Source organism: Mycobacterium persicum (genome assembly GCF_002086915.1).
Lineage (GTDB): Bacteria > Actinomycetota > Actinomycetes > Mycobacteriales > Mycobacteriaceae > Mycobacterium > Mycobacterium persicum.
This window is the reverse complement of sequence record NZ_MWQA01000001.1, coordinates 1,188,902-1,213,441: the sequence shown is the minus strand read 5'-3', so window position 1 is coordinate 1,213,441 and position 24,540 is coordinate 1,188,902. Positions and strand designations below refer to the sequence as shown.

The 24,540-nt window shown below is 64.7% G+C and carries 19 protein-coding genes and 1 pseudogene; 7 read left to right on the top strand and 13 right to left on the bottom strand.

Annotated features, from left to right (window positions below; translation table 11 throughout):
• Positions 1 to 138: 138 nt before the first annotated feature.
• The gene (locus tag B4U45_RS05415; RefSeq protein ID WP_240316428.1) at positions 139 to 1,914 is read left to right on the top strand and encodes an IS1634 family transposase; all 1,776 of its coding nucleotides are present in this window, start codon (positions 139 to 141) and stop codon (positions 1,912 to 1,914) included.
• 272 nt (positions 1,915 to 2,186) lie between these two features.
• A pseudogene (locus tag B4U45_RS05410) lies at positions 2,187 to 2,574 on the top strand (DUF222 domain-containing protein); the annotation flags it as partial.
• A gap of 194 nt (positions 2,575 to 2,768) precedes the next feature.
• Here the strand turns inward: B4U45_RS05410 and B4U45_RS05405 are convergent.
• The 3 genes from B4U45_RS05405 to B4U45_RS05395 are packed head-to-tail and all read right to left on the bottom strand — an operon-like array spanning position 2,769 to position 5,403.
• Complete coding sequence (locus tag B4U45_RS05405; protein ID WP_075548359.1) at positions 2,769 to 3,281, bottom strand: LeuD/DmdB family oxidoreductase small subunit; 513 nt, start codon at positions 3,279 to 3,281, stop codon at positions 2,769 to 2,771.
• Positions 3,278 to 4,525, bottom strand: coding sequence for an aconitase/3-isopropylmalate dehydratase large subunit family protein (locus B4U45_RS05400; RefSeq protein ID WP_099225031.1), 1,248 nt, complete (start codon positions 4,523 to 4,525; stop codon positions 3,278 to 3,280). The genes B4U45_RS05405 and B4U45_RS05400 overlap by 4 nt, the downstream gene beginning before the upstream one ends.
• The gene (locus tag B4U45_RS05395; RefSeq protein WP_075548357.1) at positions 4,516 to 5,403 is read right to left on the bottom strand and encodes an isocitrate lyase/PEP mutase family protein; all 888 of its coding nucleotides are present in this window, start codon (positions 5,401 to 5,403) and stop codon (positions 4,516 to 4,518) included. The genes B4U45_RS05400 and B4U45_RS05395 overlap by 10 nt, the downstream gene beginning before the upstream one ends.
• An 82-nt stretch (positions 5,404 to 5,485) precedes the next feature.
• Between B4U45_RS05395 and B4U45_RS05390 the strand changes: the two genes are divergently transcribed.
• Positions 5,486 to 6,301, top strand: coding sequence for a GntR family transcriptional regulator (locus tag B4U45_RS05390; protein WP_075548356.1), 816 nt, complete (start codon positions 5,486 to 5,488; stop codon positions 6,299 to 6,301).
• Here the strand turns inward: B4U45_RS05390 and B4U45_RS05385 are convergent.
• Complete coding sequence (locus tag B4U45_RS05385) at positions 6,294 to 7,157, bottom strand: ribokinase (RefSeq protein ID WP_089024970.1); 864 nt, start codon at positions 7,155 to 7,157, stop codon at positions 6,294 to 6,296. The two genes, B4U45_RS05390 and B4U45_RS05385, sit on opposite strands and share 8 nt — an antisense overlap.
• A gap of 127 nt (positions 7,158 to 7,284) precedes the next feature.
• Between B4U45_RS05385 and B4U45_RS05380 the strand changes: the two genes are divergently transcribed.
• Both B4U45_RS05380 and B4U45_RS05375 read left to right on the top strand, forming a co-directional pair.
• The gene (locus B4U45_RS05380; protein WP_122511614.1) at positions 7,285 to 9,492 is read left to right on the top strand and encodes an adenylate/guanylate cyclase domain-containing protein; all 2,208 of its coding nucleotides are present in this window, start codon (positions 7,285 to 7,287) and stop codon (positions 9,490 to 9,492) included.
• Positions 9,489 to 10,892: a mechanosensitive ion channel family protein gene (locus B4U45_RS05375; RefSeq protein WP_075548354.1), complete on the top strand. Its 1,404-nt coding sequence runs from the start codon at positions 9,489 to 9,491 to the stop codon at positions 10,890 to 10,892. Before B4U45_RS05380 ends, B4U45_RS05375 begins: the two co-directional genes overlap by 4 nt.
• Positions 10,893 to 10,944: 52 nt before the next feature.
• Here the strand turns inward: B4U45_RS05375 and B4U45_RS05370 are convergent, their stop codons facing one another.
• The 8 genes from B4U45_RS05370 to B4U45_RS05335 all read right to left on the bottom strand — a co-directional run bounded on the left by B4U45_RS05370 (position 10,945) and on the right by B4U45_RS05335 (position 18,993).
• Positions 10,945 to 11,916: a hypothetical protein gene (locus B4U45_RS05370; RefSeq protein ID WP_219859346.1), complete on the bottom strand. Its 972-nt coding sequence runs from the start codon at positions 11,914 to 11,916 to the stop codon at positions 10,945 to 10,947.
• Complete coding sequence (locus B4U45_RS05365; RefSeq protein ID WP_083153210.1) at positions 11,916 to 12,974, bottom strand: vWA domain-containing protein; 1,059 nt, start codon at positions 12,972 to 12,974, stop codon at positions 11,916 to 11,918. Before B4U45_RS05365 ends, B4U45_RS05370 begins: the two co-directional genes overlap by 1 nt.
• Positions 12,971 to 14,065 (bottom strand): hypothetical protein, encoded by a 1,095-nt coding sequence (locus B4U45_RS05360; RefSeq protein WP_122511608.1) that lies wholly within the window; start codon positions 14,063 to 14,065, stop codon positions 12,971 to 12,973. Before B4U45_RS05360 ends, B4U45_RS05365 begins: the two co-directional genes overlap by 4 nt.
• Positions 14,056 to 14,529 carry a hypothetical protein gene (locus B4U45_RS05355; protein WP_083153214.1) on the bottom strand — a complete coding sequence of 158 codons (474 nt, stop codon included), beginning with the start codon at positions 14,527 to 14,529 and terminating at the stop codon, positions 14,056 to 14,058. The genes B4U45_RS05360 and B4U45_RS05355 overlap by 10 nt, the downstream gene beginning before the upstream one ends.
• Entirely contained in the window at positions 14,519 to 15,391 is an 873-nt protein-coding gene (locus B4U45_RS05350; protein WP_083153216.1) for a DUF58 domain-containing protein, read from the bottom strand. The genes B4U45_RS05355 and B4U45_RS05350 overlap by 11 nt, the downstream gene beginning before the upstream one ends.
• Positions 15,392 to 15,398: 7 nt before the next feature.
• Positions 15,399 to 16,400 carry an AAA family ATPase gene (locus B4U45_RS05345; protein WP_075548348.1) on the bottom strand — a complete coding sequence of 334 codons (1,002 nt, stop codon included), beginning with the start codon at positions 16,398 to 16,400 and terminating at the stop codon, positions 15,399 to 15,401.
• Between the two features lie 37 nt (positions 16,401 to 16,437).
• Complete coding sequence (locus B4U45_RS05340; protein WP_219859345.1) at positions 16,438 to 17,697, bottom strand: hypothetical protein; 1,260 nt, start codon at positions 17,695 to 17,697, stop codon at positions 16,438 to 16,440.
• Between the two features lie 615 nt (positions 17,698 to 18,312).
• The gene (locus tag B4U45_RS05335; RefSeq protein WP_083153218.1) at positions 18,313 to 18,993 is read right to left on the bottom strand and encodes an esterase; all 681 of its coding nucleotides are present in this window, start codon (positions 18,991 to 18,993) and stop codon (positions 18,313 to 18,315) included.
• A 230-nt stretch (positions 18,994 to 19,223) separates the two neighbouring features.
• Between B4U45_RS05335 and B4U45_RS05330 the strand changes: the two genes are divergently transcribed.
• Positions 19,224 to 21,407: an adenylate/guanylate cyclase domain-containing protein gene (locus B4U45_RS05330; RefSeq protein ID WP_423734686.1), complete on the top strand. Its 2,184-nt coding sequence runs from the start codon at positions 19,224 to 19,226 to the stop codon at positions 21,405 to 21,407.
• Entirely contained in the window at positions 21,404 to 22,807 is a 1,404-nt protein-coding gene (locus B4U45_RS05325; protein WP_075548344.1) for a mechanosensitive ion channel family protein, read from the top strand. The genes B4U45_RS05330 and B4U45_RS05325 overlap by 4 nt, the downstream gene beginning before the upstream one ends.
• 17 nt (positions 22,808 to 22,824) lie before the next feature.
• Here B4U45_RS05325 and B4U45_RS05320 read toward each other — a convergent pair whose 3' ends face one another.
• Complete coding sequence (locus B4U45_RS05320) at positions 22,825 to 24,537, bottom strand: amidohydrolase (RefSeq protein WP_082275538.1); 1,713 nt, start codon at positions 24,535 to 24,537, stop codon at positions 22,825 to 22,827.
• Positions 24,538 to 24,540 lie beyond the last annotated feature (3 nt).

Below are 24,540 nucleotides of genomic sequence, written 5' to 3'. Positions count from 1 at the left end.
CCGAAGTTACGACGGGTTCTGACTGGGGATTAGTGTTCTGAGCTGGCGATATGGGCTGCTGTCTCGTCCTGATGTGTAGTCACGAATATGTGTGTGTCATTCGTGTCTGATCGGCGCAATCAGTCTATGATGCTTTGTATGCCGCGCAACCAGGGCAAAGCTCACGTAGTCAGAGTTAAAAAGACGCATGTGGATAAGCAGGGCAAACAGCGCGTCTATCAGTCGGTGCTGTTGCGCCGCACCTTCCGCGACGGGCCCAAGGTGCGCAACGAGACCGTGGCCAACTTGTCGATGTTGCCCGAGGCGGCGATCGCCGCGCTGGAGGCGACGCTGAAGGGACACAGCCTGGTGCCCGCTGGTCAGGAGTTGACGGTGCTACGCGCGTTGCCGCATGGGCATGTAGCCGCGGTCGCGGCGATGGCCCGCCATCTGGGACTGCCCGCCCTGCTGGGGTCGCCGTGTCGGTCCCGCGATCTGATCTACGGGCTGATCGTCTCGCGGGTGATCAATCCGGCATCCAAGCTCTCGACGCTGTCGCGCTGGGCCGATTGCACCCTGGGCGCAGACCTGCAGATCGCCGACGCATCCACCGACGAGATCTATGCGGCGATGGACTGGCTCAGCGACCGCCAAGACGGCATCGAAAACAGGCTCGCCGCTAAACACCTTGGTCCACAAGCCAATCCGTCACGGATGGCGTTGTTTGACCTGACCTCATCGTGGGTGACGGGCCGCCATTGCGAGCTGGCCAAGCGCGGCTATTCCCGCGACCGCAAAAAGGGCTTACCGCAAATCGAATACGGGGTACTCACCGACCCCGCCGGCCGGCCGGTGGCGGTGCGGGTCTTTGCCGGTGATACCGCCGATCCGGTCGCCTTCACCGACATCGTCGAGGTCATCCGCACCGGCTTCGGGCTGGACCGGCTGGTGCTAGTCGGCGACCGCGGCATGATCACCGCCGCTCGCATCGCCGCGATCAAAGAACTCAACGACACCGGAACCGATTTCGGGTGGATCACCGCGCTGCGCGCGCCAGCGATTGCCAAACTGGCCGCCGACGACGGGCCGCTGCAGATGAGCCTGTTCGATACCCACGACCTGGCCGAGATCACCCACCCCGACTACCCACACGAACGGCTGATCGCCTGCCGCAACCCCGCCCTGGCCGCCGAACGGGCCCGCAAACGCAATGAACTGCTGGCCGCCACCGAGACCGCCCTCGCGCGCATCGCCGAACGGGTCGAGCGCGGCAGCCTGGCCGGGGCCGGCAAGATCGGCGAAGCTGTCGGGCAGATCGTCAACAAATACAAGGTAAGCAAGCACTTTCACCGCACCATCACCGACACCAGCTTCGCCTATGAACGCGACCACGCAGCCATCACCGCCGAAGCCGCCCTCGACGGCATCTACGTCCTGCGCACCTCGGTGCCCGCCACCGACCTCAACGCCCCTGCCGTGGTCACCGGGTATAAAAACCTGGCCCATGTCGAACGCGACTTCCGCAGCATCAAAACCGACGACCTCGACCTACGCCCCATCCACCACCGGCTGTCTGAGCGCGTCAAAGCCCACGTACTGATCTGCCTGCTGGCCTGCTATGTGACCTGGCACTTACGCAAAGCCTGGGCGCCGCTGACCTACACCGACGAACACCCACCAACCCGCGACAACCCCGTCGCACCCGCACAACGCTCACCACACGCGCACACCAAAGCATCTCGCCACCAAACCACCGACGCCACCCCACTGCGCAGCTTCCGCGCTCTGCTCGATCACCTGGCCACCTTGACCCGCAACCGAATCCGCTACCAGGACACCAACATCGAAATCGAGACTCTCACCGAACCCACCCACGACCAACGCCGCGCCTTCGACCTCATCAAGGCCACCATCCCCCTCGCCATCGCAGCGTAGTCAGACCCAAAACACCCAAAACCATCAAAACCCCACGTCAAAGCCCAAATCACCTATCCAGACGGTCGCAACTTCGGACTAGTGAGTGCCTGCGCCGGCAGGACTTTCAATGTCTCAGGCCTTTCTCGATAACCATGAATCTTCCAGATACCAGAACATCGTTGATTTGATCTAATCCCTTGTGTCACTGTGGTTTCTATGGTCACATGACGGCAATTCATGTCGGTGGGTGTTCGTAAGATTTCAGGCATGGTGCGAGCGGTCGTGACGACATCGTCGAGGTCTTCGATGCGCTCGATGCGGAGCTGGACCGGTTGTGTGAGTTGTCTTTTGCGGTGCTCACCACCCCCGAGCGATCGCGTGCGCTGGAGCGTTTGGAGCGCGCGGCGCGGCGGCTGCGAACCCCGCAGCATGCGCTGATCAATCAGCTCGGCGCGCAGGCCGGCGAGACCGAGCTGGGCGGCACGCTGCGTTCGGCGCTGGCCGACAGGTTGCGCATCACCAAGGTCGAGGCCGGGCGGCGCATCGATGAAGCGGCTGATCTGGGGCCGCGGCGGGCGCTGACCGGTGAGCGGTTGGCGCCGCAGTTGTCCGCCACCGCGGCCGGCCGCCCAACGAGACGGCCTGATCGGCGCAGAGGGCCACCACCGGGCGCACCGACATCGACGACCTCACCCTGGCCCGCGGAGTCGACAACCGACTCGCCGAAAAAGGCTGGCGCACCCGCAAGAACACCCGAGGCGATACCGAATGGATACCGCCGGCGCACCTCGATCGCGGACAGCCCCGCACCAACGCTTACCACCACCCCGAACGATTCCTCAGCGACCGCGACGACCAACGCGTTTGACGGGTCAATCCTTTTGGTGAGGCGGCAGATAACCCTGTGCCGCCAGCCGCGGTAGGACACCGCCGCCGTCGATGATCTCGAGGATCAAGTCGGGCAGGGCGGGCACCGTTCCGCGCACTCCGGTGGTGTCGTTGCGCCAACTGCCCTCGGCGAGATCGAACGTTGCGTGGTCGCCTTCGTCAAAGACGCTGGTGGCCTGGGGCATCGTCATTGCGGGCAGTCCGGCGTTGACCGCATTGCGGAAGAACAGGGAGTTGAATTCCTCGGCGACCAGCCCGGCGATACCGAGCTCGACGAACAGGGCCGCAACCGGCCGCGATGATCCGACGCCGAAGTTCTTGCCGGCCACTAGGATATCGCCGGGCGACACCTCGTCGGTCCAGCCGGGGCGTAGCTGGTGGAAAACATGCCTGGCCGCCTCGGACGGATCCATTTTCATGGCATAGGCCGGGTACATGGCGTCGGTGTTCAGGTTGTCACCGAAGACCCACACCCTGCCGCTGAAAGTGAGCGTCATGCAACCAAACTCCTCGGGTCGGTGATGTAACCGGTGACCGCGGAGGCGGCGACGGTCGCCGGTGCGGCCATGAAGATGCGCGCCTCGGTGCTGCCCATCCGACCGGTGAAGTTTCGGGTGCTCGAGGTGATGCACACTTCGCCGGGGCCGACCAGTCCCATGTGGTAGCCGAAGCAGGCGCCGCAGGTGGAGTTGGTGACGACGGCGCCGGCGTCGGCGATGTCCTGTAAGTAGCCCAGCCGCATGGCCTCCCGGTACACCGCTTGGGATGCGGGCGTGACCAGCAGTCGCACCCCCGGCGCGATGCTGCGGCCGTGCAGCACCCGCGCGGTGATTTCGAGGTCCTCGAGTTGGCCGTTGGCGCAGGATCCGATGAATGCCTGGTCGACACGCTGGGTGCCCACCTGCGAAACGGGCAGACCGTTGCGACTGACGGTGCCCGGAAGAGCCACGTAGGGTTCGAGGGTCGCCAGGTCGACGGGGCGGACGTCATGGTAATCGGCATCGCAATCAGGTGTCGCCACGCGGTATCCGCTGACACCAGCGTCTTGCAGGTGACCAGTCAGCACGTCGTCGGCCTCGAAAATGCTGAAATCCGCCGATAACTCGGCTCCCTGGGTGGCGATGGTGCGCCGATCGGATATCGGGATGCTGGCCAGACCGCCGCCGCCGTACTCGAGATTGCGGTTGGCGGCGTCACCGTAGCGGTTGGCGATGTGCAGGAAGATGTCTTTGCCGCTGACGGTGTCCGGTTTGACGCCGTAGAACTCGTAGCGGATGGTCGGTGCGACGTGGTACCAGGTTTGGCCGGTGCACATGATGGAGTACACCTCGGCGGCTCCCAGTCCACGGGCCGCGGTGTTGTAGGCGCCGGCCGCGCAGGTATGGGAGTCACTACACGCCAGTACTTCTCCCGGCCGGGCCAGTCCGTTCTCGGCGATGACCTGATGGCTGATGCCATGCCGGCCAACGTCGTAGAAGCGCCGGATCCCGAAGTCGGCGACGAATTTACGGGCACGCTGACCGCCGGCGGCGTCCCGGACGGTCGGCGCCGGCACGGCATGATCCATCACCACCGCTAATCTCTCGGGATCATGAATTCGGTTGGGCTGCACCCATTCCCTGGCGAACTGAAGATCGATCAACACGGTCGTGTCGACATCGACGACGACGATGTCGCCAGGTGACACCGTGCTTTGACCGGTCTTGCGGGCGAAGATCTTCTCGATGATGGTCATGCCCATGCGCAGGCCTCCGTCGGCGTGTACCTGGCTTCGATGTCCGACCACTCCTTCAGACCGACCAGGTCGAAGAAGTCGGCGGGGGTCCCGGCCCGGTGGGCCGCGGAGTCGGTCCCGTTGAGTTCACACAGCGCCGCCAGCATGGCCGCCGTCGCGCGTCGCACCAGCTGACCCGGATGGATCGCCACCGCGTAACCCAGTTCCTGCAGTCGCGTCACCGGCAGCTGCGGAGTCAGGCCGCCGATCACCAGATTAATCAATAGCGGGGCCTCGACTTCGGCTGCGATGCGCTCGATTTCACCGATACTCTGCGGAGCCTCGACGAAGACGATGTCGGCGCCCGCGGCGGCGTAGCGGTTGGCGCGTTCGATGGCGGCATCCAGGCCCAGCGGGGCCCTGGCGTCGGTGCGCGCCACGATCAACAGCCCGTCGTCGGAGCGGGTGTCGAGCGCCGCCGCCAGAGTCTGCTCGAACACCGCGGCGTCCACCACCCGTTTGTCCGGCAGATGGCCGCATCGCTTGGGAAATGCCTGGTCTTCCAACTGGATGGCGGCCACCCCGGCGTTGTCGTAGGAGCGGACGGTACGCACCACGTTCTTGGGGGCGCCGTAGCCGGTGTCCGCGTCGGCGATGAGCGGCACGTCGCCCAGTGCGCCGACGACCATCCGCGCCCGCTCGGCCATCTCCGATGCGGTGACCAGGCCGATGTCGGGTAGGCCGAAACCGGAGGCCGCCACACCGGAGCCGGTCAGATACGCCGCGACGTGACCGGTGCGCTTGGTCAGGTGCGCCGAGATCCCGTCGAAAACACCTGGGGCGACCACGATTTCACGAGTGTCAAGCAGGGCTCGCAGTCGGCGGCGGGCCGGTGTGGTTGGCATGGATGTCGGTCCTCTCTGTGACGAAGTTGTTATATACATATAACAACCCGATGGGGGGTGGCAACCGCAGAGATGTGAAAGCATGGGCACCGTGCATCAAGCCGGCGGCAAAACCGCACCCGTGTCGGCCAGCGCCGGCGTGCCGCTGCACCGGCAGCTCTACCTGGTGCTGCACGATGAGATCGAGCGCGGCGTGCTCGCCCCCGGGGATGCGCTACCCACCGAACAGGCGTTGTGCGAGCAATTCGGGGTTTCGCGGATCACCGTGCGGCGCGCCCTGGCCGACCTGGCCGAGCAGGGCTATATCCAGCGCAGGCACGGTGTGGGTTCCTTTGTGCCCGAAGAGGTTCCAGTTGACCAGTCAGCACCCGTCCGCTCGTATCTGGAGGGGTTGCGCCAGACCCAGTTCGAAACCGGAGCCGAGATAATCGAACTCGGCGTGCGGCGACCGCCGCGGGCGGTGGCCCGAGCGCTGCAGACGACCGGCGAGCTACTGCACGTGGTGCGGTTGCGGCGGCAACGCCGCACCGGCGAGCCGTTGATCGTCAGCGACGTCTGGTTGCCGGCCGAATTGGCCGGCACGCTGACCGAATCCGCGCTGCGCGAGGCCCCGCTATACGAACTGGTGAAACGAACCGGGGCGGTCGTGGACCGGGTGCAGCACGAGATCACCGCCGAGATCGCCGGTCCCCGCAATGCGCAGCTGCTCGAGACCGCGATCGGCGCCGCGCTGCTGCGGATCAATCGGCTCATCTTCGCGGCGCGCACGCCGCACCACTACCAGTCGGTGCTGTTGTCGCCGACCCGCAGCCGGTTGCTGCTGACGCAGTCCTCCGATGAGCTCGAGGCGGCCGACGGTCTGGCGATCGCCCACGACGTGCGCCGCGAACCTACGTGAGTGCCGCCTCGATCGCTTCGGCGGGCGGCGCACAATCTCCGGCGCCCGCCACCGTGGTCGCCAGTGCCCCTGCCGCGCAGGCCCGTTGCAAAGCGCGCAGTCGTTGAGCGGGCGAAGCAGGGTCCGGTGGCCAATGGGCAGCCAGCACCCCGGCGAATACGTCACCGGCTCCGGTGGTGTCCACCGCGGTCACTGCGGGGGCGGCCACGTCCAGTTCGCCGTCGACACCGACGTAGCGGGCACCGCGCGCGCCGCGGGTGACCACCAGGTGGGCCGGCGACCAACGCCATTGCTGGGCTTCGGACTCGTTGGCGATCACGACGTCGGCCACCGCCGCCAGTTCGGGCCCCGCGCCGTGTAGTCGGCCGGCCGGGGAGGCATTGACCATGACGACCGCGCCGGCCGACCGGGCCTGCCGGGCCGCGGCCACCGCCGCGTCCGGCGGAATCTCCAACTGGGTCAGCAACACGTCGCAGTCGCCGACCGCCGCGGGCGGCAGCGTCAACTGCCCATTCGCGCCGGGAGCGACCACGATGGTGTTCTCGGCGCCGGTGTCGACCACGATGATCGCCGTCCCGCTCGGGCCGGGCACCCGGACCATTCCGTCAATGCCGACACCGTTGGCCAACAGGTGGGCCCGCAGCTGCTCGGCGGCCGCGTCGTCGCCCACGGCGCCGATGAACTGGACGTGCGCGCCCGCGCGTGCGGCGGCCACCGCCTGATTGCCTCCCTTGCCTCCGGGCGCACGGTTCACCGTCGATGCCAGCACCGTCTCGCCCGGGCGCGGCAGCGTGGTGACGGCGAACGTCAGATCCATGTTCAGGCTGCCCACCACACAGACCCGCCGCGCCGTCATTGTGCCGACGTTAACAACGCTCGGCCCTGGTCATCACATTGTTGGCAAACATCGTTTACCAGCGCGTGACGGCGCTAGTCTGCGAGGTGGTTCGGTGCTCTGTACCGAGGAAGTAGGAAGGAAGCCGGTGATATCGGGCGAGGCAACAGATTCCGTGCCGGAGGCACCCGCCGCCCCGGTTCAGACCAGCATCATTGCCAAGAGCTTGAGGAAAGAGAGCCGCCGCCGGCCGCGGTTCCGGGTGAGCATCCAGTCCAAGCTCATGGTGCTGCTGCTGCTGTCGAGCATCGTTTCGGTGGCCGCGGTCGTTATCGTCGGTTACCAAACCGGCCGTGCCTCACTACGGGAAGCCGCATACGAACGGTTGACCGAATTGCGCGAATCGCAGAAGCGGGCGATCGAGACGCTGTTTGCCGATCTGACGAATTCGTTGGTCATCTATGCGCGGGGATTGACGGTGGTGCAGGCGGTCACGCAGTTCACCGCCGGGTTTGACCAATTGGCCGACGCGACCATCAACCCGGCTCAGCAGCAGGCGATTGTCAACTACTACACCGACCAGCTCATCAAACCGGTGGAACGAACGACGGGCGAAAAGCTCGATATCACCGCGTTGCTGCCGACGTCGCCGGCCCAGAAGTATCTGCAGGCCTACTACACCGCGCCGTTCACGTCGGATCAGGATTCGATGCGATTCGACGACGCCGGTGACGGCAGCGCATGGTCGGCCGCCAACGCGCGATTCAACGGCTACTTCCGCGAAATCGTCACCCGGTTCGATTACGACGATGCGGTGTTGCTGGACACCCGGGGCAATATCATCTACAGCCTGAGCAAGGATCCCGACCTGGGCACCAACATCCTGACCGGGCCGTACCGGGAATCCAACCTGCGCGACGCCTATCTTAAAGCGCTGGGCGCCAACGCCGTTGACTTCACCTGGATCACCGACTTCAAGCCGTATCAGCCGCAACTGGACGTGCCGACGGCATGGCTGGTGGCGCCGGTTGAGGCCGACGGGAGAACCCAAGGTGTGATCGCGCTGCCGCTGCCGATCGCCAAGATCAACCGGATCATGACCGCCAACCAGCAGTGGCAGGCCGCGGGCATGGGCCGGGGCACGGAGACCTATCTCGCGGGCCCGGACAGTCTCATGCGTTCGGATTCGCGGCTCTTCGTCGAGGACCCCGACGAATACCGGCGACAATCGGTGGCCGCGGGCACCCCGCTCGACGTGGTGAACCGCGCGATCCAACTCGGTGGCACGACGCTGCTACAGCCCGTCGCAAGCGCGGGTTTGCGCGCCGCCCAGCGAGGTCAAACCGGAACCATCACCGCCACCGACTACACCGACAACAAGGAGTTGGAGGCCTACGCGCCGCTGGATGTGCCCAATTCCGACCTGCATTGGTCGATTCTGGCGACACGCGACAACTCCGAGGCATTCGCGGCGGTGGCCGCGTTCACCAAGGCCCTCGTGTTGGTCACCGTGGCCATCATTCTCGGCATTTGTGTCGCTTCGATGCTGATCGCCCAGGCGATGGTGCGGCCGGTCCGGCGGCTGGAGGCTGGTACCCAGAAGATCAGCGCCGGCGACTACGACGTCACCATTCCGGTAACCACGCGTGACGAAATCGGTGATCTCACAGCGGCTTTCAACGAGATGAGCCGAAACCTGGAAATCAAGGAGGGTCTGCTCAACGACCAGCGTCGGGAAAACGACCGGCTGCTGCTGTCGATGATGCCCGAGCCGGTGGTGCAGCGTTACCGCGAGGGGGAGAAGACCATTGCCCAGGAGCACCAAGACGTCACGGTGATCTTTGCCGACATCCTGGGGCTCGACGATATTTCCAGGGACCTTTCGGGCAACGAGCTGGTCGGAATCGTCGACGACTTGTTCCGGCAGTTCGACTCAGCGGCGGAATCCCTTGGGGTCGAACGGATTCGTACATTACACAACGGCTACCTGGCCAGTTGCGGGGTGACGACGCCGCGGCTGGACAATGTCGCACGGACCATCGACTTCGCGCTGGAAATGCGGCGCATCATCGACCGGTTCAACCGGCAAACGGGTCACGAACTGCGCCTGCGGGCCGGCATCAACACCGGCAACGTCATCAGCGGGCTGGTCGGCCGATCCAGCGTCGTCTATGACATGTGGGGTGCCGCGGTGAGCCTGGCTTACCAAACGCACAGTGGCTCACCGCAACCCGGAATCTACGTCACCTCGCCGGTGTACGAGGCGATGCGGGATGTGCGGCAGTTCACCCCGGCGGGCGCCATCTCCGTCGGCGGAGTAGACCAGCCCATCTACCGATTATCGGAGCGATCATGAATGTCCTGAGTACGCCGTGGTTTTACTGGGCTGTCGCCATCGCCATCGGATTACCGGTCGGGCTGATCATCCTCACCGAGTTGCACAACTCTCTGGTCCGCCGCAAGAGCCATCTGGCCCGGCAGGTCGGCCTGCTGCGTAACTATCTGTTGCCGCTGGGTGCCCTGCTGCTGCTCCTGGTCAAGGCGTCCCAGATCCCCGCCGGAGACGCCGCGGTGCGAATCCTCACCACACTGTTCGGCTTCCTGGTGCTGGTATTGCTATTGTCGGCGCTCAACGCCACGGTATTTCAGTCAGCGCCGGAAGACAGTTGGCGCAAGCGGCTGCCCACCATCTTCCTCGACGTGGCCCGGTTTGCACTGATCGGCGTCGGCCTGGCGATGATCCTGTCCTACGTCTGGGGGGTCCGGGTCGGGGGCATATTCACCGCTTTGGGGGTGACCTCGGTCGTCATCGGCCTGATGCTGCAGAACTCCGTGGGCCAGATCGTGTCGGGGTTGTTCATGCTGTTCGAGCAGCCGTTCCGGATCGACGATTGGCTGGACACGCCCACCGCACGGGGGCGCGTTGTGGAGGTGAACTGGCGCGCGGTGCACATCGAGACCGGAACCGGCTTGCGGATCACCCCGAACTCGATGCTGGCAACCACGTCGTTCACGAATCTGTCCCGGCCGGGTGGCTCGCACAAATGCACCATCACAACGAAATTCGCCCTCGCCGACGCACCCAACAAAGTGTGTGCGATGCTGACCCGGGTTGCCGCCGGGCTACCCCAGCTCAAGTCGGGAACCATGCCGGAAACGGTCGCACTGGGTGGCGGCGAGTACCGCACCACCGTACGGCTGAGATCACCCGCCGACGACGGCGCCGCACAGGCGACATTTCTGCCGTGGGTCTGGTACGCCGCCCGACGGGAAGCGCTGCACCTCGACGAGGCCGATGACGAATTTTCGACGTCCGACCGCGTGCAGGACGCGTTGCGCACGATGGTGGGGCCGGAGCTGCGGCTGAGTCTGACCGAGCAGCAGTCGCTGGTTCCCTACGCGAGGGTGGTGCGCTATGGCGCCGATGAGATCGTGCAGCATGCGGGCGTCGTCCCCACGGGAATGGCCTTCATCGTCGCCGGCAGCGTTCGTCTGACCGCGACGGCGGAGGACGGCTCCGTTGTCCCGATCGGCACGCTCAACCAGGGCGCGTTTCTGGGGGTGACCGCCCTGACCCGGCAACCCAACCCTGCCGGCGCGGTGGCAGTGGAGGAGATGACCGCCCTCGAGATCGACCGGGAACACCTCGAGCACGTCGTCATGAACAAGCCGCTGTTGCTGCAAGAGCTGGGCCGGCTCATCGATGAACGGCAAAGCAAGGCGCAGCGGGTGACACGGCGTGAGCGGGTGGGCTAAGCCAGCTTCGATCTTGCCGGTGACCGTTGGCAATGGCGGTCTTGGCAGCGGGTTACGCGTGAGCGGCGGCGTCTTCGCTGCTGGCACCGGTGGCGTCGGCGTCGCCGAGGGCGTTTTGAAGACGATCGAGCGGGTTGCCGCCATCGCCGGTACTCAGCCGATGTGATGGCGCAGAGCCATTGCCGGACACGGGGATACGGTCCGGGCTGACGTCGTTGATGACGTCGGGGCCGCCGTTTGGCCCGCCGCCCCCGGGACCGAAGACCGGGCCGTTGCCGCCAGGGCCGGGCGGCGTGGGCGGCGGTGTCGGCGTCGACGTGGCACCAGGTGGCGGCGGTGGCGGCAGTGACGTGGATGTCAGTGAAGTCGGGGGCGGCTGGGGGTTGACGGTTTGTGGTGCAGGCGGCGGCGGGCTCGGCGGCAGGTGTAGAGCTTTGATTTTGTCGGTGAGCCGCGCAGCGGCGTCATTGCGGATGCGCCGACGATCGGGGTTGGGGTCGGTATTGTCTTGGAAACAGCGCGGCGGCGCGCTCGAAATGAGTTGCAGCGCACTAGAATAGCGCTCCTCGGCGCGGGAAATGTCAGCACTGCGAGCCGCCAGGTCGCCTTGGGTCTCGCGAACCAGCTCCAGGTTCACCCGGGCCGCGCAGGAGTCGGCACCGCCGGTGCGGTCCAACACGTTCGTGAAGTCCTTTTCGGCGTCCTCGAGTCGGCCTTCCAGCACGGCGAGATCACCGGCGATATAGGACACCTGGGCGGGCTCAATGATATTCAACGTGCTCAGGGTGGCGACGTCGGCGCGCAGCGCGTCGATGTCGTGATGTGCGAAATCCGACACCGCAGCGTCGCCGGTCAGCATGGTGGAGCTGATCTTGCCGGCCGTCGCCAGCAACACCAGCGCGATCGGCGCCGAGTAGGCCACCAGGTGTCGTCGCAGTCGGATCCGGTGCGGTCCGCGCTGCCACCACCAGGTCGCGCGTTGCCAGGCCCGGTACACGGCGGGCCGGGGGTCGCGTCGCAGCATCAAGACCTCGCTCGTCGGGGTATCCGATTGCGCCGGAATTCGCGCAGTGTCAACGAAATTTCGCCGAGCGCCAGTATTGAGGCCAGCCCGGTGAACGCCCAATACAACTCGGTGCGCTCCACGGTGACCGACGCGACCACCGGTGATGCTGTTGATCGGGTGCCGGTCAGGTCGACGGCGGGCACGACGGGGGTGATGGGGCTGTTGTCCCGGTGAAAATACGGCACGCCAAGCTGGCCGGCGATCGCCTTGAGAGCGTCTTCGTTGAGTCCGGAGTTTGCGGCCCGGTTGGTTTGCTTGTCCCACATATAGACAAGATCGCCGTTGACGTAGGCCTGCGGGATCGGGCCACCGGCGGGGGTGCCGTAGCCCAGCACTGCGCCGCCCGCAATCGTGTCGTGGGGTATGTCGAAGCCCCCCTGGGCGGCTCGTGAGCCGCCAGCGCCCTCGCCGAAGTAGAACACGAGGTTCTTGGAATCACGGTATTGCCCGGCAGCTTCGGCGAGCTTGGCGCGCAGCAGGTCGTTGGCGGCGGCCGCGTTGACCTGAAACATCGCGTCCTGCGGGACCTCGGTGTAGGTCGACAGCCCCTTGACGAACGGCTTGAGGCTCCACACATCGTCAGATAACGGCCAGTCCAGGCCGGCCCTGGCGGCAAAGCTGATGACCGCGAAACGTGCCCGCGGATATTGATCCATCAGCGCGGCGATGTCGCCGCGGATGCCCGACATACGCGACTTGGCGTCGGCGTAATCCTCGACTCGGCTGTCTACCGAGCGGTCGACGACAAAGAACACGTTGGCATTGGCCGACGAGCCGCTGGCGGGTTTTGGCTCGGCTTGCCGGTGTGGGTCGCCGTGCGGCAGGCCGGGCCGGGCCGCGGCAAGAACCAGGAGCAGCCCGGCTGCGGTGAGCGCACCCCAGCGCAGGACCACCCGCAGGTAGCGGCCGGTGCCGGTGCGCACCAGCACCCGGTACAGGGCCGCCATCCGGATGGTGATGAGCACGACGGCGATGACGATCAGCGCGGCGGCCGGAACGATCGGATCAAATGTCACCGCCGTAGCACCGCCAACGACACGAACAGCAGTCCCGCCACCGCCAGCGAGCAGAGTAGCGGCACGTTGGGGTAATCCCAGGATCGGCTGGTGACGATGGTACCGCTGGGCAATACCACGTTGGGGGGACTGGCACGGATCTTGTCCAGCAGAGCGGACAGGGTGGGGTCGGTGCCGGCGCTGGTGTCACCGGCCGTGCCGGCCGGGTTGTAGACGCTGTAGCGGCCGCCGGTGGCGTTGGCGATCGCGGCCAGCGCCTGGTTGGACTGCTCGGGTGACTTGACCACGTCTGCGCGCGCGATGACGTTGATCTGCACACCCGCGCCGGTCGCCAAGTCCTTGACCTGCTGGTCGGTGAACAGTGCCGGTCGGGACTCCTCCGGGGCGCGAAAGCTGCTGTACCCCAGATAAATAAGCGAGCGACGCCGGGTGCTCTTGTCCTCGAAGGAGGGAAACCCGGTTATGCACAGGGCCAAGGCGTCTTGCACGCTGCGCGCATAGTCGTCATAGCTGAGTCTTCGGGAAAAGCCGTTGATACCGGCACGCAGTTCCTCGGCTTCGGGCCCAGGAAGCTCTTTGGTGGTCTCCAGCTGGTGCTGCAGGGCAGCCATCTCGGCGTAGTGGCTGAATCGGGTGGCGGCGTAGTCGTAATCTCGGGTCAACGGCACGACCCGAAGCGTGGTTGAGGTCATTCCGATGCGTTGGGTGTCATACGTTTTGATCTGCCGGGCGAAGTAGGTCAAGAGTCCGGCCGTGGTGGGGTCGGTGACCGGCTCGCCAACGCAGACCATGATGTCTTCGGGATGTACAGCTTCGAAATTGCGGCTGGCCGAGGAGAATCCGACGGGGCGAGAGGTGGTCAGCAGTGCCGTGGCGAATAACGCCAGCAGCAGCACCAGGGCGGTCAGCATCGACCAGAATTGGATCCGGGCCACGCGAGCGTATTCGGGCATTCCGGTGAGCCGATCGACGTGGGCCAGCGGTCGCAGCACCTTGGTGATTTTGGCCATCGGCGCCAGCAGTGCCGCGACGATCACCGCAGCCAGCGCGACGGCGCCGAGGATGAAGACGGCCCACCATCTCAGCTCCACGTACGGATCACCTCCATTGCGGCGCGAATGACGCCGTGCATGTCGACGCGTTCGGTGGCGAACTGGGCATCGTTGAGCGCGATGAATACCGGTGCGGCCGAAGCGAGTTGCGCATTCTCGGCGATGGCGTCGATGTGCAGGTACTGCACCCGTGCACCGGTGGACACGTGCAGGAAACTCCGCAGCGTGCGGCTGATGGCCGCGGCGGCCTGCCCGTCTGACAGCCGACCCGCGCCATAATGGCCGCCGATGATGGCGACAGTTCGGGTGAAGCGCCTACGCAGCAGATACGCGTGCACCCCACGGATAACCGGGATACGGCGCAGCCGCGCGGCGGGCAATGTCCACACATATACCCCGGCGTAGTAGGCGAGGGTGGTGGCAATGCACATCGCGGCCACCGCCCACCACCAGCTGGAGAATCCGGTGGGGCCGCCAAGGTAGCGCAGCAGGTCACCCGGCATGCTGGAACGCCTCGGTCAATGCGACGATATTGGCGCGAATCTCGGCGCTACTGCCGACACGAGTGAATTGGACACCGCGCGTGGTCAAGAACTCGTCGAGTTGGGTGATCCGTGCAGCTTCGCGGCGACGGTACGCGTCGACGATCCGGGTTCCCAGGGTGGCGCCGTTGATGACGTAGCCACCGGTGGCCACGTCGTAGCCGTCGCGTTCGCCTTCGACGGATCCCACTGCAGGCATGTCGGAGACCATCGCCCACATCAGGTCGTGACGCCCGGACAGCTGTTGCAGCGCGCCGGCCAGCCGGGCATCGGCGTCGGGTTCGTCGGAGATCACGATGACCAACATGCGGCGACGGTAACCCGTTGCCACGTAGGTTAATTGGGTAACAATGTCACTCGTGGCGGGTTGACTGAAGGTGTGGCTGTAGAAGCGGTGCAGCACACTTTCGACGTGGGTTTCGCCGCGGCGCGCCCGGATATTGGCGCTGCCGCGGGAATCTCCATACACCATGCCCAGTTCGTCGGAACGGCTCAGCGTGATCAACCCGATCGCACCCATGACGTGCAGCGCGACGTCGCGTTTGACCTCGCCGCTGGGCGCCAGTGCGGTCATGTTGCGTCCGGCATCGGCGATCAGCAGGATCTTGTGGTGCTTTTCGGAGACGTAGCGTTTGATCAGCACGGACCCGGAGCGCGCCGAGGCTTTCCAGTCGATGTCACGGATGTCGTCGCCGGCCACATAGGGGCGTAAGTCGTCGAATTCCAGGCTGCGGGTGTGCAGCAGCGCGTAACGGCCCCCTTCGAGAAGTCCACGGGTGTCGGTGCCGAAGTACTGTTTGGCTCGATTGAGGTGTTTGCCCATGGTGTGTTTAGGGCACCCGCACCGCTTGCAGGACCGCGTCGACGACGACCTGCGGAGTGATCTTGGCGCTGCTGGCTTCAAAGCCCAGGATCAGCCGGTGTCCTAACACTCGATGGGCCAGCTGCTGAATGTCTTCCGGCCGCACATGGTTACGGCCGCGCAGCAGTGCCAGTGCTCGAGCGCTTTCGCAGAATGCGATAGTGGCCCGCGGCGAGGCGCCGTACTCGACCATGCGGGCCAGCTGCGGCGGCAACAACTGTGATGGGTTGCGGGTTACCGCAACCAGCTGGCTCGCGTAGTGCATCAAGGCGGGATCCATGTGGATATTGCGCACCACCGCTTGCAGGCGGCGCACATCGTCCAAACCGATTACTGGATCGATCGGCCGGTCCTTGTCATAGATACCGGCGTCGCGGCGGACCATGACCTCCACCTCTTCCTGGGCGCTCGGATAGCGCAGGATGTCTTTGAGCATGAAGCGGTCGGTCTGAGCTTCCGACAACGGGTAGGTGCCCTCCTGGTCTACCGGATTTTGGGTGGCGATCACCAGGAACGGTTGGGGGATCGGGTACACCGTTCCGGCGATCGTGGTCTGGCGTTCTTCCATCGCCTCGAGCATCGCGCTTTGAGTCTTGGCGCTGGAGCGGTTGATCTCATCGAGGAGCACGATGTTGGCGTGCACCGGACCCAGTTGGGTGGCAAATGAGTTGGTCTCGGCCTCGTATACCTGGGTGCCGAGGATGTCGCTGGGTAGCAGGTCCGGCGTACATTGGATGCGCTGGAACCGGCCGTGGATCGATTCGGCGATCACCCTGGCTGCCGTTGTTTTGGCAAGTCCCGGAACGCTTTCGATCAACACATGCCCGCCGGCGAGCAACCCGATCAGCAGCGACTCACGCAGATTGTCCTGCCCGACCACCTTGGTGGTGAACGCGTGTGACAGCGCGGCGATGCTGCGCTGCGCGGCGTCGATGTCGTGGTGGTTGGGTTGCACTCGTACGGCGGTCATCGCGGCCTTTCACACATCGACAACAGGGTGTCGGGGTTCATCGAAATTTCAGTTCCGGCGGTGTCTTGGCCAGATCTGCGGTGCCCGAAAGGAACTGGCTTGCCTCGCCTTGCTTGGTGGCGCCTCCGGTGGTCCTGACCGTTATCGGCGCTTTGGCCTCGCCGAAAAACATCAGCGCCAGCCGATAGGGATCGAAGCTGTCGAATTTGACTGCGCTGATATCCGCGGGCCCCCACGCAGCGGTGCCGTCGGCCAAGCCGTAGGGATCCACGCTCATCGGGCAGCCGGGTGGGGCCAGCAGGTTGGACTTCTGACAGTTGGCCATCGCGGCGACGAGCTGGTCCCGGGCCGCGTCGCGGCCCTTGTCCGAGAGCACGAAGGTCGGCTGTATCCAGGTTTCGCTGATCAGCGAAACCTGGTCCAGCAAAATTGGTTTGGCCGTCACCGTGATGTACGGGTTGCTGGTGCCGACGTCGATCCAGCCGGGAAACACGTATACCGTGGAGTCACCGACGGGCTTACCGAAGAATGTCACCGTCTTGCCGGCAGCATCCCTGTCGCCGGCGATTCCGGGCTTGACCTTGATCGCCGCCGACGGGAGTTTCCAGCTGCCGTGGTCCTTTTTCACCGAAAGGGTGGTGTCGGAAACCTTGTCGCCGAAGTTGACGACCACATGTACCTGAGCGAAGCCGACCGCCGCCCCAGCCCCCGTCGAATCATCGCTGAGAATCCTGATGTTGCTGATCGGCCATTGCGCGATCTGCTTTTTGAGGATCTCGCTGGTGAGAAGTTCCTTGGTGGCCGGCTGGTCGGCGCCGTAGGACAGCGCGGTCTCGGCATCTCCGCGGGCCAGTGCCTGCAGGTAACCCTTCACCATGTCGCCGGCCGACCCGCCGCCGCCCGAGCCACCACCGCCGGCCAAGGTGATGACCAAGACAATGGCCACCACCACCAGCACCGCGCCACCGGCCGCCAGCGTCACCCATAACGGCTTACGGCTCTTGCGCAGTCCCGGCGACGGTGACCAGCCCGGCGGTGGCCCCGGCAGCGGCGGCCCGATGGGCGCCGGTCCAGCCGGCTGTGGGTGCCAGCCGACGCCGACCGGAGGCGGCGGGCTGCCCCAACCGTTCTGCAGTGGCTGATGTTGCTGCCAGGGCCCCGCGGCCGGCGGTTGCTGGTGCTCCCACGGACCCGGTGGCGAGGCCTGCGATTGCCAGCGATCAGCAGCCGGATCGACGGCATCCGACCCACCCACCGGGTTCGGGCCGCCAAACCGCCCACCCGACCAATCAGTCACGACAACCTCCACAGCTAAGGGCACCGAACATTCAGTGCGCCATCTTGTTGTGAGCGCGTTCGGCACCGCCCACGCCACAAACCACGTCGGGCATCGGTACTCGGGTGCAAAACAAACCCTGATCGAGTTGGTGGGCGGGTAGTCGCCGCGCTCGTCGGTTTGGGAGCGATAGCCTGGGGTAGCTGGCTGCCGTCATCACCAGCCCACCCGACGTCAAGCAGAGTTGTTGCCCCGGCCGGTATGAAAAGCGTTCTCCTGCTGGTGGTGCGCTGCCTTCGCAGCCACCTGGCACACTGCCTCCCTTGTTCGCGGAAATCAAACGCATTCAGTAAACCCGAACCGGCCGATCTCGCAACTCAGCCGGTTCGCCGAACCGGAGACAGCATGTGCCGCCGGCCCCACCGTTCACGGTGGGCACCACCGATTCGGCAACTGCGAGCGGCACAGTCGGAGCGGGGCCTCAGCGGATCGTCGTGTCCGGACCGAAACCCGGATCCGGGTTCATCGTCCAGCCGTGGCGGTGATCAAACTCACCAAACAACCGCAACCACTTCTGTCGCGTCAGCGGCTCCAGACCACCGTCTTGCTCTTCAGCCAAATTGCCTTGCCACGCGGCTAAGCCAGCATCGAGTCGATAGCGGAGCGTGGGACCGATGCCTGGGTGGGGCCGGCGGACTCGGGCAGTAGTTCACCCGGGTTGAAGAAAAAGGTCACTCCGTCGTTGGTGATGGCGAAATTCTGGTAGTTTGCCGGATCCAACCCGGCTGCGGGCGCTACCTGCTGTCCGGTCTGCTTTTGCAGGGCAGTCTGCACGATGGGAAAGACGATCGGCAGCGGGTCGGTCTTGGGCTGCCACAGCGTGTCGTAGGTAATTGGCTTGCGATATCCCTGATCCCAGTTGAACGCCTTGTACTTCGTCGTCGGCTGCCCGCTGCCGACGTTCTGAACGACCTTGAGCACCAAGGACTGGGTACCGCGAGGCGGTATCGCCGATTCGTAGTTGGTCGAGGTGATTTCCAACTGGTAGGGCGCATCGCGGGGAGCAGACGATTTGGCGACGTTGAGGAAGTCGTCTCGGGTCTGGGCGACATAACTTTGCAGCGACTTCTGGTCGGGGTAGTTACTCGGGAGGCTGATATTGATGGTGTATGCCGGGTCCGAAACCTGAATCTGGCATACCTGACCGGTAGTGGCGCCCTTCAGCTCGTCGCAGTAGGTCTTGGGTGCGGCCGCGGCGATTGCCGGACTGCCGAGCGCGACGACGGCCAGGACAACCAGGGGCGCTGTGATTCGCATGCGAGGTTCCCTCCGAGGCAAAGTTGCGGCGCCGGGGTAACGGACCAGTGTCCGGCCGCGGTGATGACCGGGCCATCGACCAACATAAGCCATCGGGGCACCCGCGGCGTTCCTGGGGGCAGCAGGCCCTGGGGCGGCATGTTTTCGGCCAAACCCGATTTTCCCTGCATTTTCGCGTTAGTCTGCTGCGTGATCTGCCGGTCTTGCCGCCGTAAGCGAAAGGAAGCCGAGTGACATCGGGGCAGCCAACGCAACCGGTATCCCAACAAGAGCCGGCACCAACCGGGAGTCGTGGGCGCCGGCTGCTGCGGTTGTTCCGGATGGGCATCCAATCGAAGTTATTGGTGACGCTGCTGCTGTGCAGCATCATGTCGGTGGCGGTGGTCGGTCTCACCGGATATGTGACCGGTCGCAATGCGTTACAGCAAGTGGCAACGGAGCGGCTGCTCGAATTGCGGGAGTCGCACAAGCGGCAGCTGGAGGGGCTATTCGGCGAGTTCACCAATTCCCTGGAGGTGTATAGCAGCGGTTTCAGTGCGGTCCAGGCGATCGAGGCGTTCACCGATGGCTTCAACCAGCTGTCCAACGCCACGATCAGCCCGGCCCAGCAGGAGTCGATCGTCAATTACTACAGCAACGCGATGGTCAAACCGATCAATCAGCTGACCGGTGACGATGTCGACATCAATGCGCTGCTGCCGACCTCCAACTCGCAGAAGTACCTTCAGGCCAACTACACCGCACAGTGCGCGTCGGCGATCGAATCGGTGTTGTGCGGCGACGCCGGTGACGGCAGCGACTGGTCGGCGGCCAATGCCCGCTACAACGACTTCTTCCGCGGGATCGTCACGCGCTTCGACTATCGAGACGCGCTGTTGCTCGATCTTCACGGCAATGTCGTCTACACCGTGAGCAAGGGCCCCGACCTGGGTACCAACATCTTCACCGGCCCCTATCGGGAAACGGTCTTGCGGGACGCATACCGGAAAGCGTTGCGCTCCAACAACGTTGACTTCGTATGGATCACCGATTTCCAGCAGTATCAGCCGCAGCTGGACGCCCCCACCGCATGGGTGGTGTCGCCGATCGGGATGGCGGGCAAGATCGAAGGCGTTATGGCGTTGCCGCTGCCGATCTCGAAGATCAACGACATCATGAACGCCCACAAACACTGGGAAGCCGTCGGCATGGGCCGCTCGACCGAGACCTACCTGGTGGGCCCGGACAACTTGATGCGTTCCGATTCACGGCTGTTCCTGCAGGACCGGGACAAGTATCGGCGGGAGGCGATGGCGGGCGGCACTCCACGCGACGTGGTGGACAGCGCGATCCGGCTGGAAACCACCGTTCTGGTGCAGCCGGTCCCGAGCGCCGGGGTTCGCGCGGCCCAACGCGGACAGACCGGCGTCACGAAGGACACCGACTACCTGGGCAATCGGGAGCTGGAAGCCTATGCGCCGGTGGATGTGCCGAACTCCGATCTGCACTGGTCGATCTTGGCGACCAGGGACGATTGGGATGCCTATCAGCGGCTGTCCACGTTCGGCAAGACTCTGGTACTGGCGGTCGCCGGGATCACCTTGGCGATCTGCGTGGTATCGATGCTGCTTGCCAAGCTGCTCGTGCGCCCGATCCGACGGCTAGAGGCCGGCACCGAGAGAATCGCCGCCGGCGACTACGAGGTGACCGTTCCGGTGCGGTCACGCGACGAGCTCGGGGACCTCACCGCGGCTTTCAACGAGATGAGCCGCAACCTCAAGATCAAAGAAGAGTTGCTCAACGAGCAACGCAACGAAAACGATCGGTTGCTGCTGTCACTGATGCCCGAACCGGTCGTGCAGCGGTATCGCGAGGGGGCCCAGACCGTCGCGCAGGAGCACCAGGACGTCGCCGTGATCTTCGCCGACATGGTGGGGCTCGACGACATGTCCGACGACCTTTCCGGAGACGAACTGGTCGCGGTCGTCAACGAACTTTTCCGGCAGTTCGACTCCGCGGCTGAAGCGCTTGGCGTGGAGCGGATTCGAACGTTCCACAACGGCTACCTGGCTAGCTGCGGCGCCACCACCCCGCGACTGGACAACATCCACCGAAGCGTGGACTTCGCCATCGAGATCCAGCGCATCATCGACAGGTTCAACAGCCGGTCACGGCACAAGCTCCGGCTGCGGGTCGGCATCAATACCGGCAAGGTCATCAGCGGCTTGGTCGGTCGCGCCAGCCTCGCCTACGACATGTGGGGTGCCGCGGTAAGTCTGGCCTATCAAATGCACAGTGGCTCACCGCAACCCGGCATCTACGTCACATCACAGGTGTACGAGGCGATGCGCGACATCTGGAAGTTCGTGCCGGCCGGAACCATTTCGGTCGGAGGTTCGGATCAGCAGATCTGGCGGTTGGTGGAACGCCAATGAACATCTTCACCGCCTCGTGGTTCTATTGGGCGGTCTCGGTCGCGCTGGGACTGCCCGTCCTGATCGTCATTCTCACCGAGTTGCAGCACACGTTGCGCCGCAGGGGAAGTCACCTCGCCAGGCAGATCAGCCTGCTGCGCAACTACTTGCTGCCGCTGGGCGCGCTGCTGCTGCTCATCGTGAATTCGGAGGGCGTCCCGGCCCACGACAACGCCGTCCGGATTCTGACCACGGTATTCGGTTTCCTGGTGCTAGTGCTGCTGTTGTCCGGCCTCAACGCGACCGTCTTCGCCGCAGCTCCGCAAGGTTCCTGGCGCAAGCGGCTACCGGTGATCTTCCTGGACGTGGCCCGGTTCGTGCTCATCGGAGCCGGGCTTGCGGTGATCCTGTCCTATGTCTGGGGTGTGCGGATCGGCGGACTGTTCACCGCCGTGGGTGTGACCTCGGTGGTCATCGGCCTGATGTTGCAGAACTCAGTCGGCCAGATTGTGTCCGGCCTGTTCATGTTGTTCGAGCAGCCCTTTCAGATCGACGACTGGCTCGACACCGCCACCGCGCGGGGACGAATCGTCGAGGTGAACTGGCGCGCCGTCCACATCGACACCGGCAGCGGCCTGCGGATCACCCCGAACTCGGTGCTGGCCAGCACACCGTTCACCAATCTGAGCCGGCCGGCGGGCGGCTACCAACTGGCGGTGAAGACCACATTTTCCGAGGCGGACTCGCCCGACCGGGTTTGTGCGATGCTGTCGCGGATTGCCGGCGCGCTGCCGCAACTCCACAGCGGTTCCGTCCCTACCTCCGAGCCGGTCGGCGGCGCCGAGTACTGCACCACCATCGGCTTACGGTCACCCGCTGACGAAAGTGCCGCGCGAGCGACATTTCTGCGCTGGATCTGGTATGCCGCCCGGCGGGAAAACCTGCACCTCGACGGCGCCGACGACGACTTCTCGACCACCGAGCGCCTGCGGGACGCTCTGAAAACGGTGGTCGGACCGGCGTTGCGGCTCAGCGACGCCGACCAGCAGTCGTTGCAGTCGCACGCGAGGATGCTGCGATACGGCGCCGGCGAAATCGTGCAGTGTGCGGGTGAGGTGCCCGCGGAGATGATGTTCGTCGTCACCGGCTTGGTGCGGCTGACCGCGACGGCCGACGACGGATCGGTGGTGCCGATCACCACCCTGGAAGAAGGCGGATTTCTGGGTCTGACCGCGCTGACCCGGCAGCCCAATCTCTCCAGCGCATACGCGATCGACGAGGTGACCACGGTGGAGATCGGTCGCGAGCACGTCGAGCATCTCGTGATGCGTCAACCGTTGCTGCTGCAGGACTTCGGCCACATTCTCGAAGAGCGACAAAGCCAGGTGCGCCAGAGTCTGCATCGGGAGTGGTTCAACTGAAGCGGTCGAGCCTGCCCTCACCCGAGCGGATGCACTTCTCCTTCGAACACCGTGCCCCAGATGCCGACGTCCTTGAGGGCCTCGGCGCCAACGTCATAGGGGTTTTCCTCGAGCACCGCGAAGTCCGCTTTCTTGCCGGCGCGTATGGAGCCGAGCTCGTCTTCTTTGCGCAGGATCCAGGCGGCATCGATGGTGATCGCCTTGAGCGCGGTATGCAGGCTGACCCGCTCCTGCGGACAATTCAGGTTGCCGTTGATCGTCACCCGGTTGGCCGCCACCCACGCCAGGGTGAGCGGCGACAACGGCGCCATCGGACAGTCGGAGTGTACGGTGAACGGCATACCCATCCGCTCCAGCATCCCCAGCCGCACCATCTGCGCTCCGCGATCCGGGCCCAGCCACTGCTCGCTGAAGATATCGCTGAGCATGTACAGGTAGTACGCGTTGCACGAGACCAGCATGCCGATCTCGTTCATCTGCCGGCACTGGTCCTCGCTGTTGAAGGCATAGTGCTCCAGCGTGGCGCGATGGCCGAAGCGCGGCTTGACGTCCAGCAGCCTGCGGATGATGTCAATGTAGGTTGCGGAACTGAGATCGCCGTTGATGTGGGCGTGCAACTGGTAGCCGGCCTTCCAGAATGGTTCGGCGTAGCTGTATAGCAGCTCTGGCGGGGCCATCCACACGCCCTGGTGGCCGTCCAGATAACCCGGGAAAGCGCATTGGGAGAGTCCGCTGTAGATCGCGCCGTCGGCCTGCAGCTTGAAGTGACGGTCGAACATCACCCGCGCGCTGTTGTGCGTTGCCCACTCTTCGGCCGCCTCGAGCGCTGCCGCCGGGTTGACGCCGCGGGGGATGAAGTCGGCCGTGGTGGGCGTGAGAATGATGCGGCAGGGCGCCTGCGTCGACTCGGCGGTGTCGCGGATCAGTTTGGTCTCGCCGACAGGGTCGCCGAAGATGCCAACTCCCATGTCCAGGCACGTGGTCACGCCGGCCATATGCACCATTTCCAGGAAGTTCTGCATCCCCTTGCGATAACGGTCCGGATCGAAGTGCAATCTGCCCAGCCGAGACGCGTTCAATAGCTGCGCCCCGTTCTCCCAGAAATGTCCTTCTTCCCAGTTGGCGTCCGGATGCCCGCTGAACTGCTCTGACGTGACCCCGGTCCAGTTGAGCGCGGCGTCGTTGAGGAAGAGCTCGTGAAACGACCGATGCCACAAGATGATCGGCTTGTCGCCGTAGCGCTGAGTCAGGTCGGACTTGGTGAGTTTTCCGTGCCACAGCGGATGGTAGCCCCAGGTGACGAACGGCAGCGTCCAATCCTGGTGTGCCGCAACCAGTTTGTCGAGCCCGGCAAGGTAAGACTCCGGAGTTTTCGCCCCGGGGAACTTCCCGGTCGGCAGGGTCCAGTCGTCGGGCGCCAGAAACGGATACTGAGTCAAGACGGCGGGCAAGGACGGGTGCACGTGCGGGTCGATGAAGCCCGGCATCAGGACCTTGTCCTTCATCCGGTCATCGACTTCGTACTCGTAGCGGTCGAGCCACGGCCGCAACATGTCCAGCGTGCCGACGGCGACGATCCTTCCGCCGCCCACGGCCACTGCCGTTGCCGTCGGCATCGCCTCGCACATGGTGATGATCTCGCGCGCCGGGAAGACGGTGATTTTCTCGAATTCTTGGTGCGTGAGCTTCTGGGCCGGCCTCTTTTTGTGAGCCGATTTATCAGATGGCATGCA

Coding starts and splice junctions, on each gene's coding strand:
- B4U45_RS05415 (WP_240316428.1), top strand. CDS start 139: ATGCCGCGCAACCAGGGCAAAGCTCACGTAGTCAGAGTTAAAAAGACG.
- B4U45_RS05405 (WP_075548359.1), bottom strand. CDS start 3,281: ATGACGCTCACTTTCAGCGGCAGGGTGTGGGTCTTCGGTGACAACCTG.
- B4U45_RS05400 (WP_099225031.1), bottom strand. CDS start 4,525: ATGGGCATGACCATCATCGAGAAGATCTTCGCCCGCAAGACCGGTCAA.
- B4U45_RS05395 (WP_075548357.1), bottom strand. CDS start 5,403: ATGCCAACCACACCGGCCCGCCGCCGACTGCGAGCCCTGCTTGACACT.
- B4U45_RS05390 (WP_075548356.1), top strand. CDS start 5,486: ATGGGCACCGTGCATCAAGCCGGCGGCAAAACCGCACCCGTGTCGGCC.
- B4U45_RS05385 (WP_089024970.1), bottom strand. CDS start 7,157: ATGACGGCGCGGCGGGTCTGTGTGGTGGGCAGCCTGAACATGGATCTG.
- B4U45_RS05375 (WP_075548354.1), top strand. CDS start 9,489: ATGAATGTCCTGAGTACGCCGTGGTTTTACTGGGCTGTCGCCATCGCC.
- B4U45_RS05370 (WP_219859346.1), bottom strand. CDS start 11,916: ATGCTGCGACGCGACCCCCGGCCCGCCGTGTACCGGGCCTGGCAACGC.
- B4U45_RS05355 (WP_083153214.1), bottom strand. CDS start 14,529: ATGCCGGGTGACCTGCTGCGCTACCTTGGCGGCCCCACCGGATTCTCC.
- B4U45_RS05350 (WP_083153216.1), bottom strand. CDS start 15,391: ATGGGCAAACACCTCAATCGAGCCAAACAGTACTTCGGCACCGACACC.
- B4U45_RS05345 (WP_075548348.1), bottom strand. CDS start 16,400: ATGACCGCCGTACGAGTGCAACCCAACCACCACGACATCGACGCCGCG.
- B4U45_RS05335 (WP_083153218.1), bottom strand. CDS start 18,993: ATGCGAATCACAGCGCCCCTGGTTGTCCTGGCCGTCGTCGCGCTCGGC.
- B4U45_RS05325 (WP_075548344.1), top strand. CDS start 21,404: ATGAACATCTTCACCGCCTCGTGGTTCTATTGGGCGGTCTCGGTCGCG.
- B4U45_RS05320 (WP_082275538.1), bottom strand. CDS start 24,537: ATGCCATCTGATAAATCGGCTCACAAAAAGAGGCCGGCCCAGAAGCTC.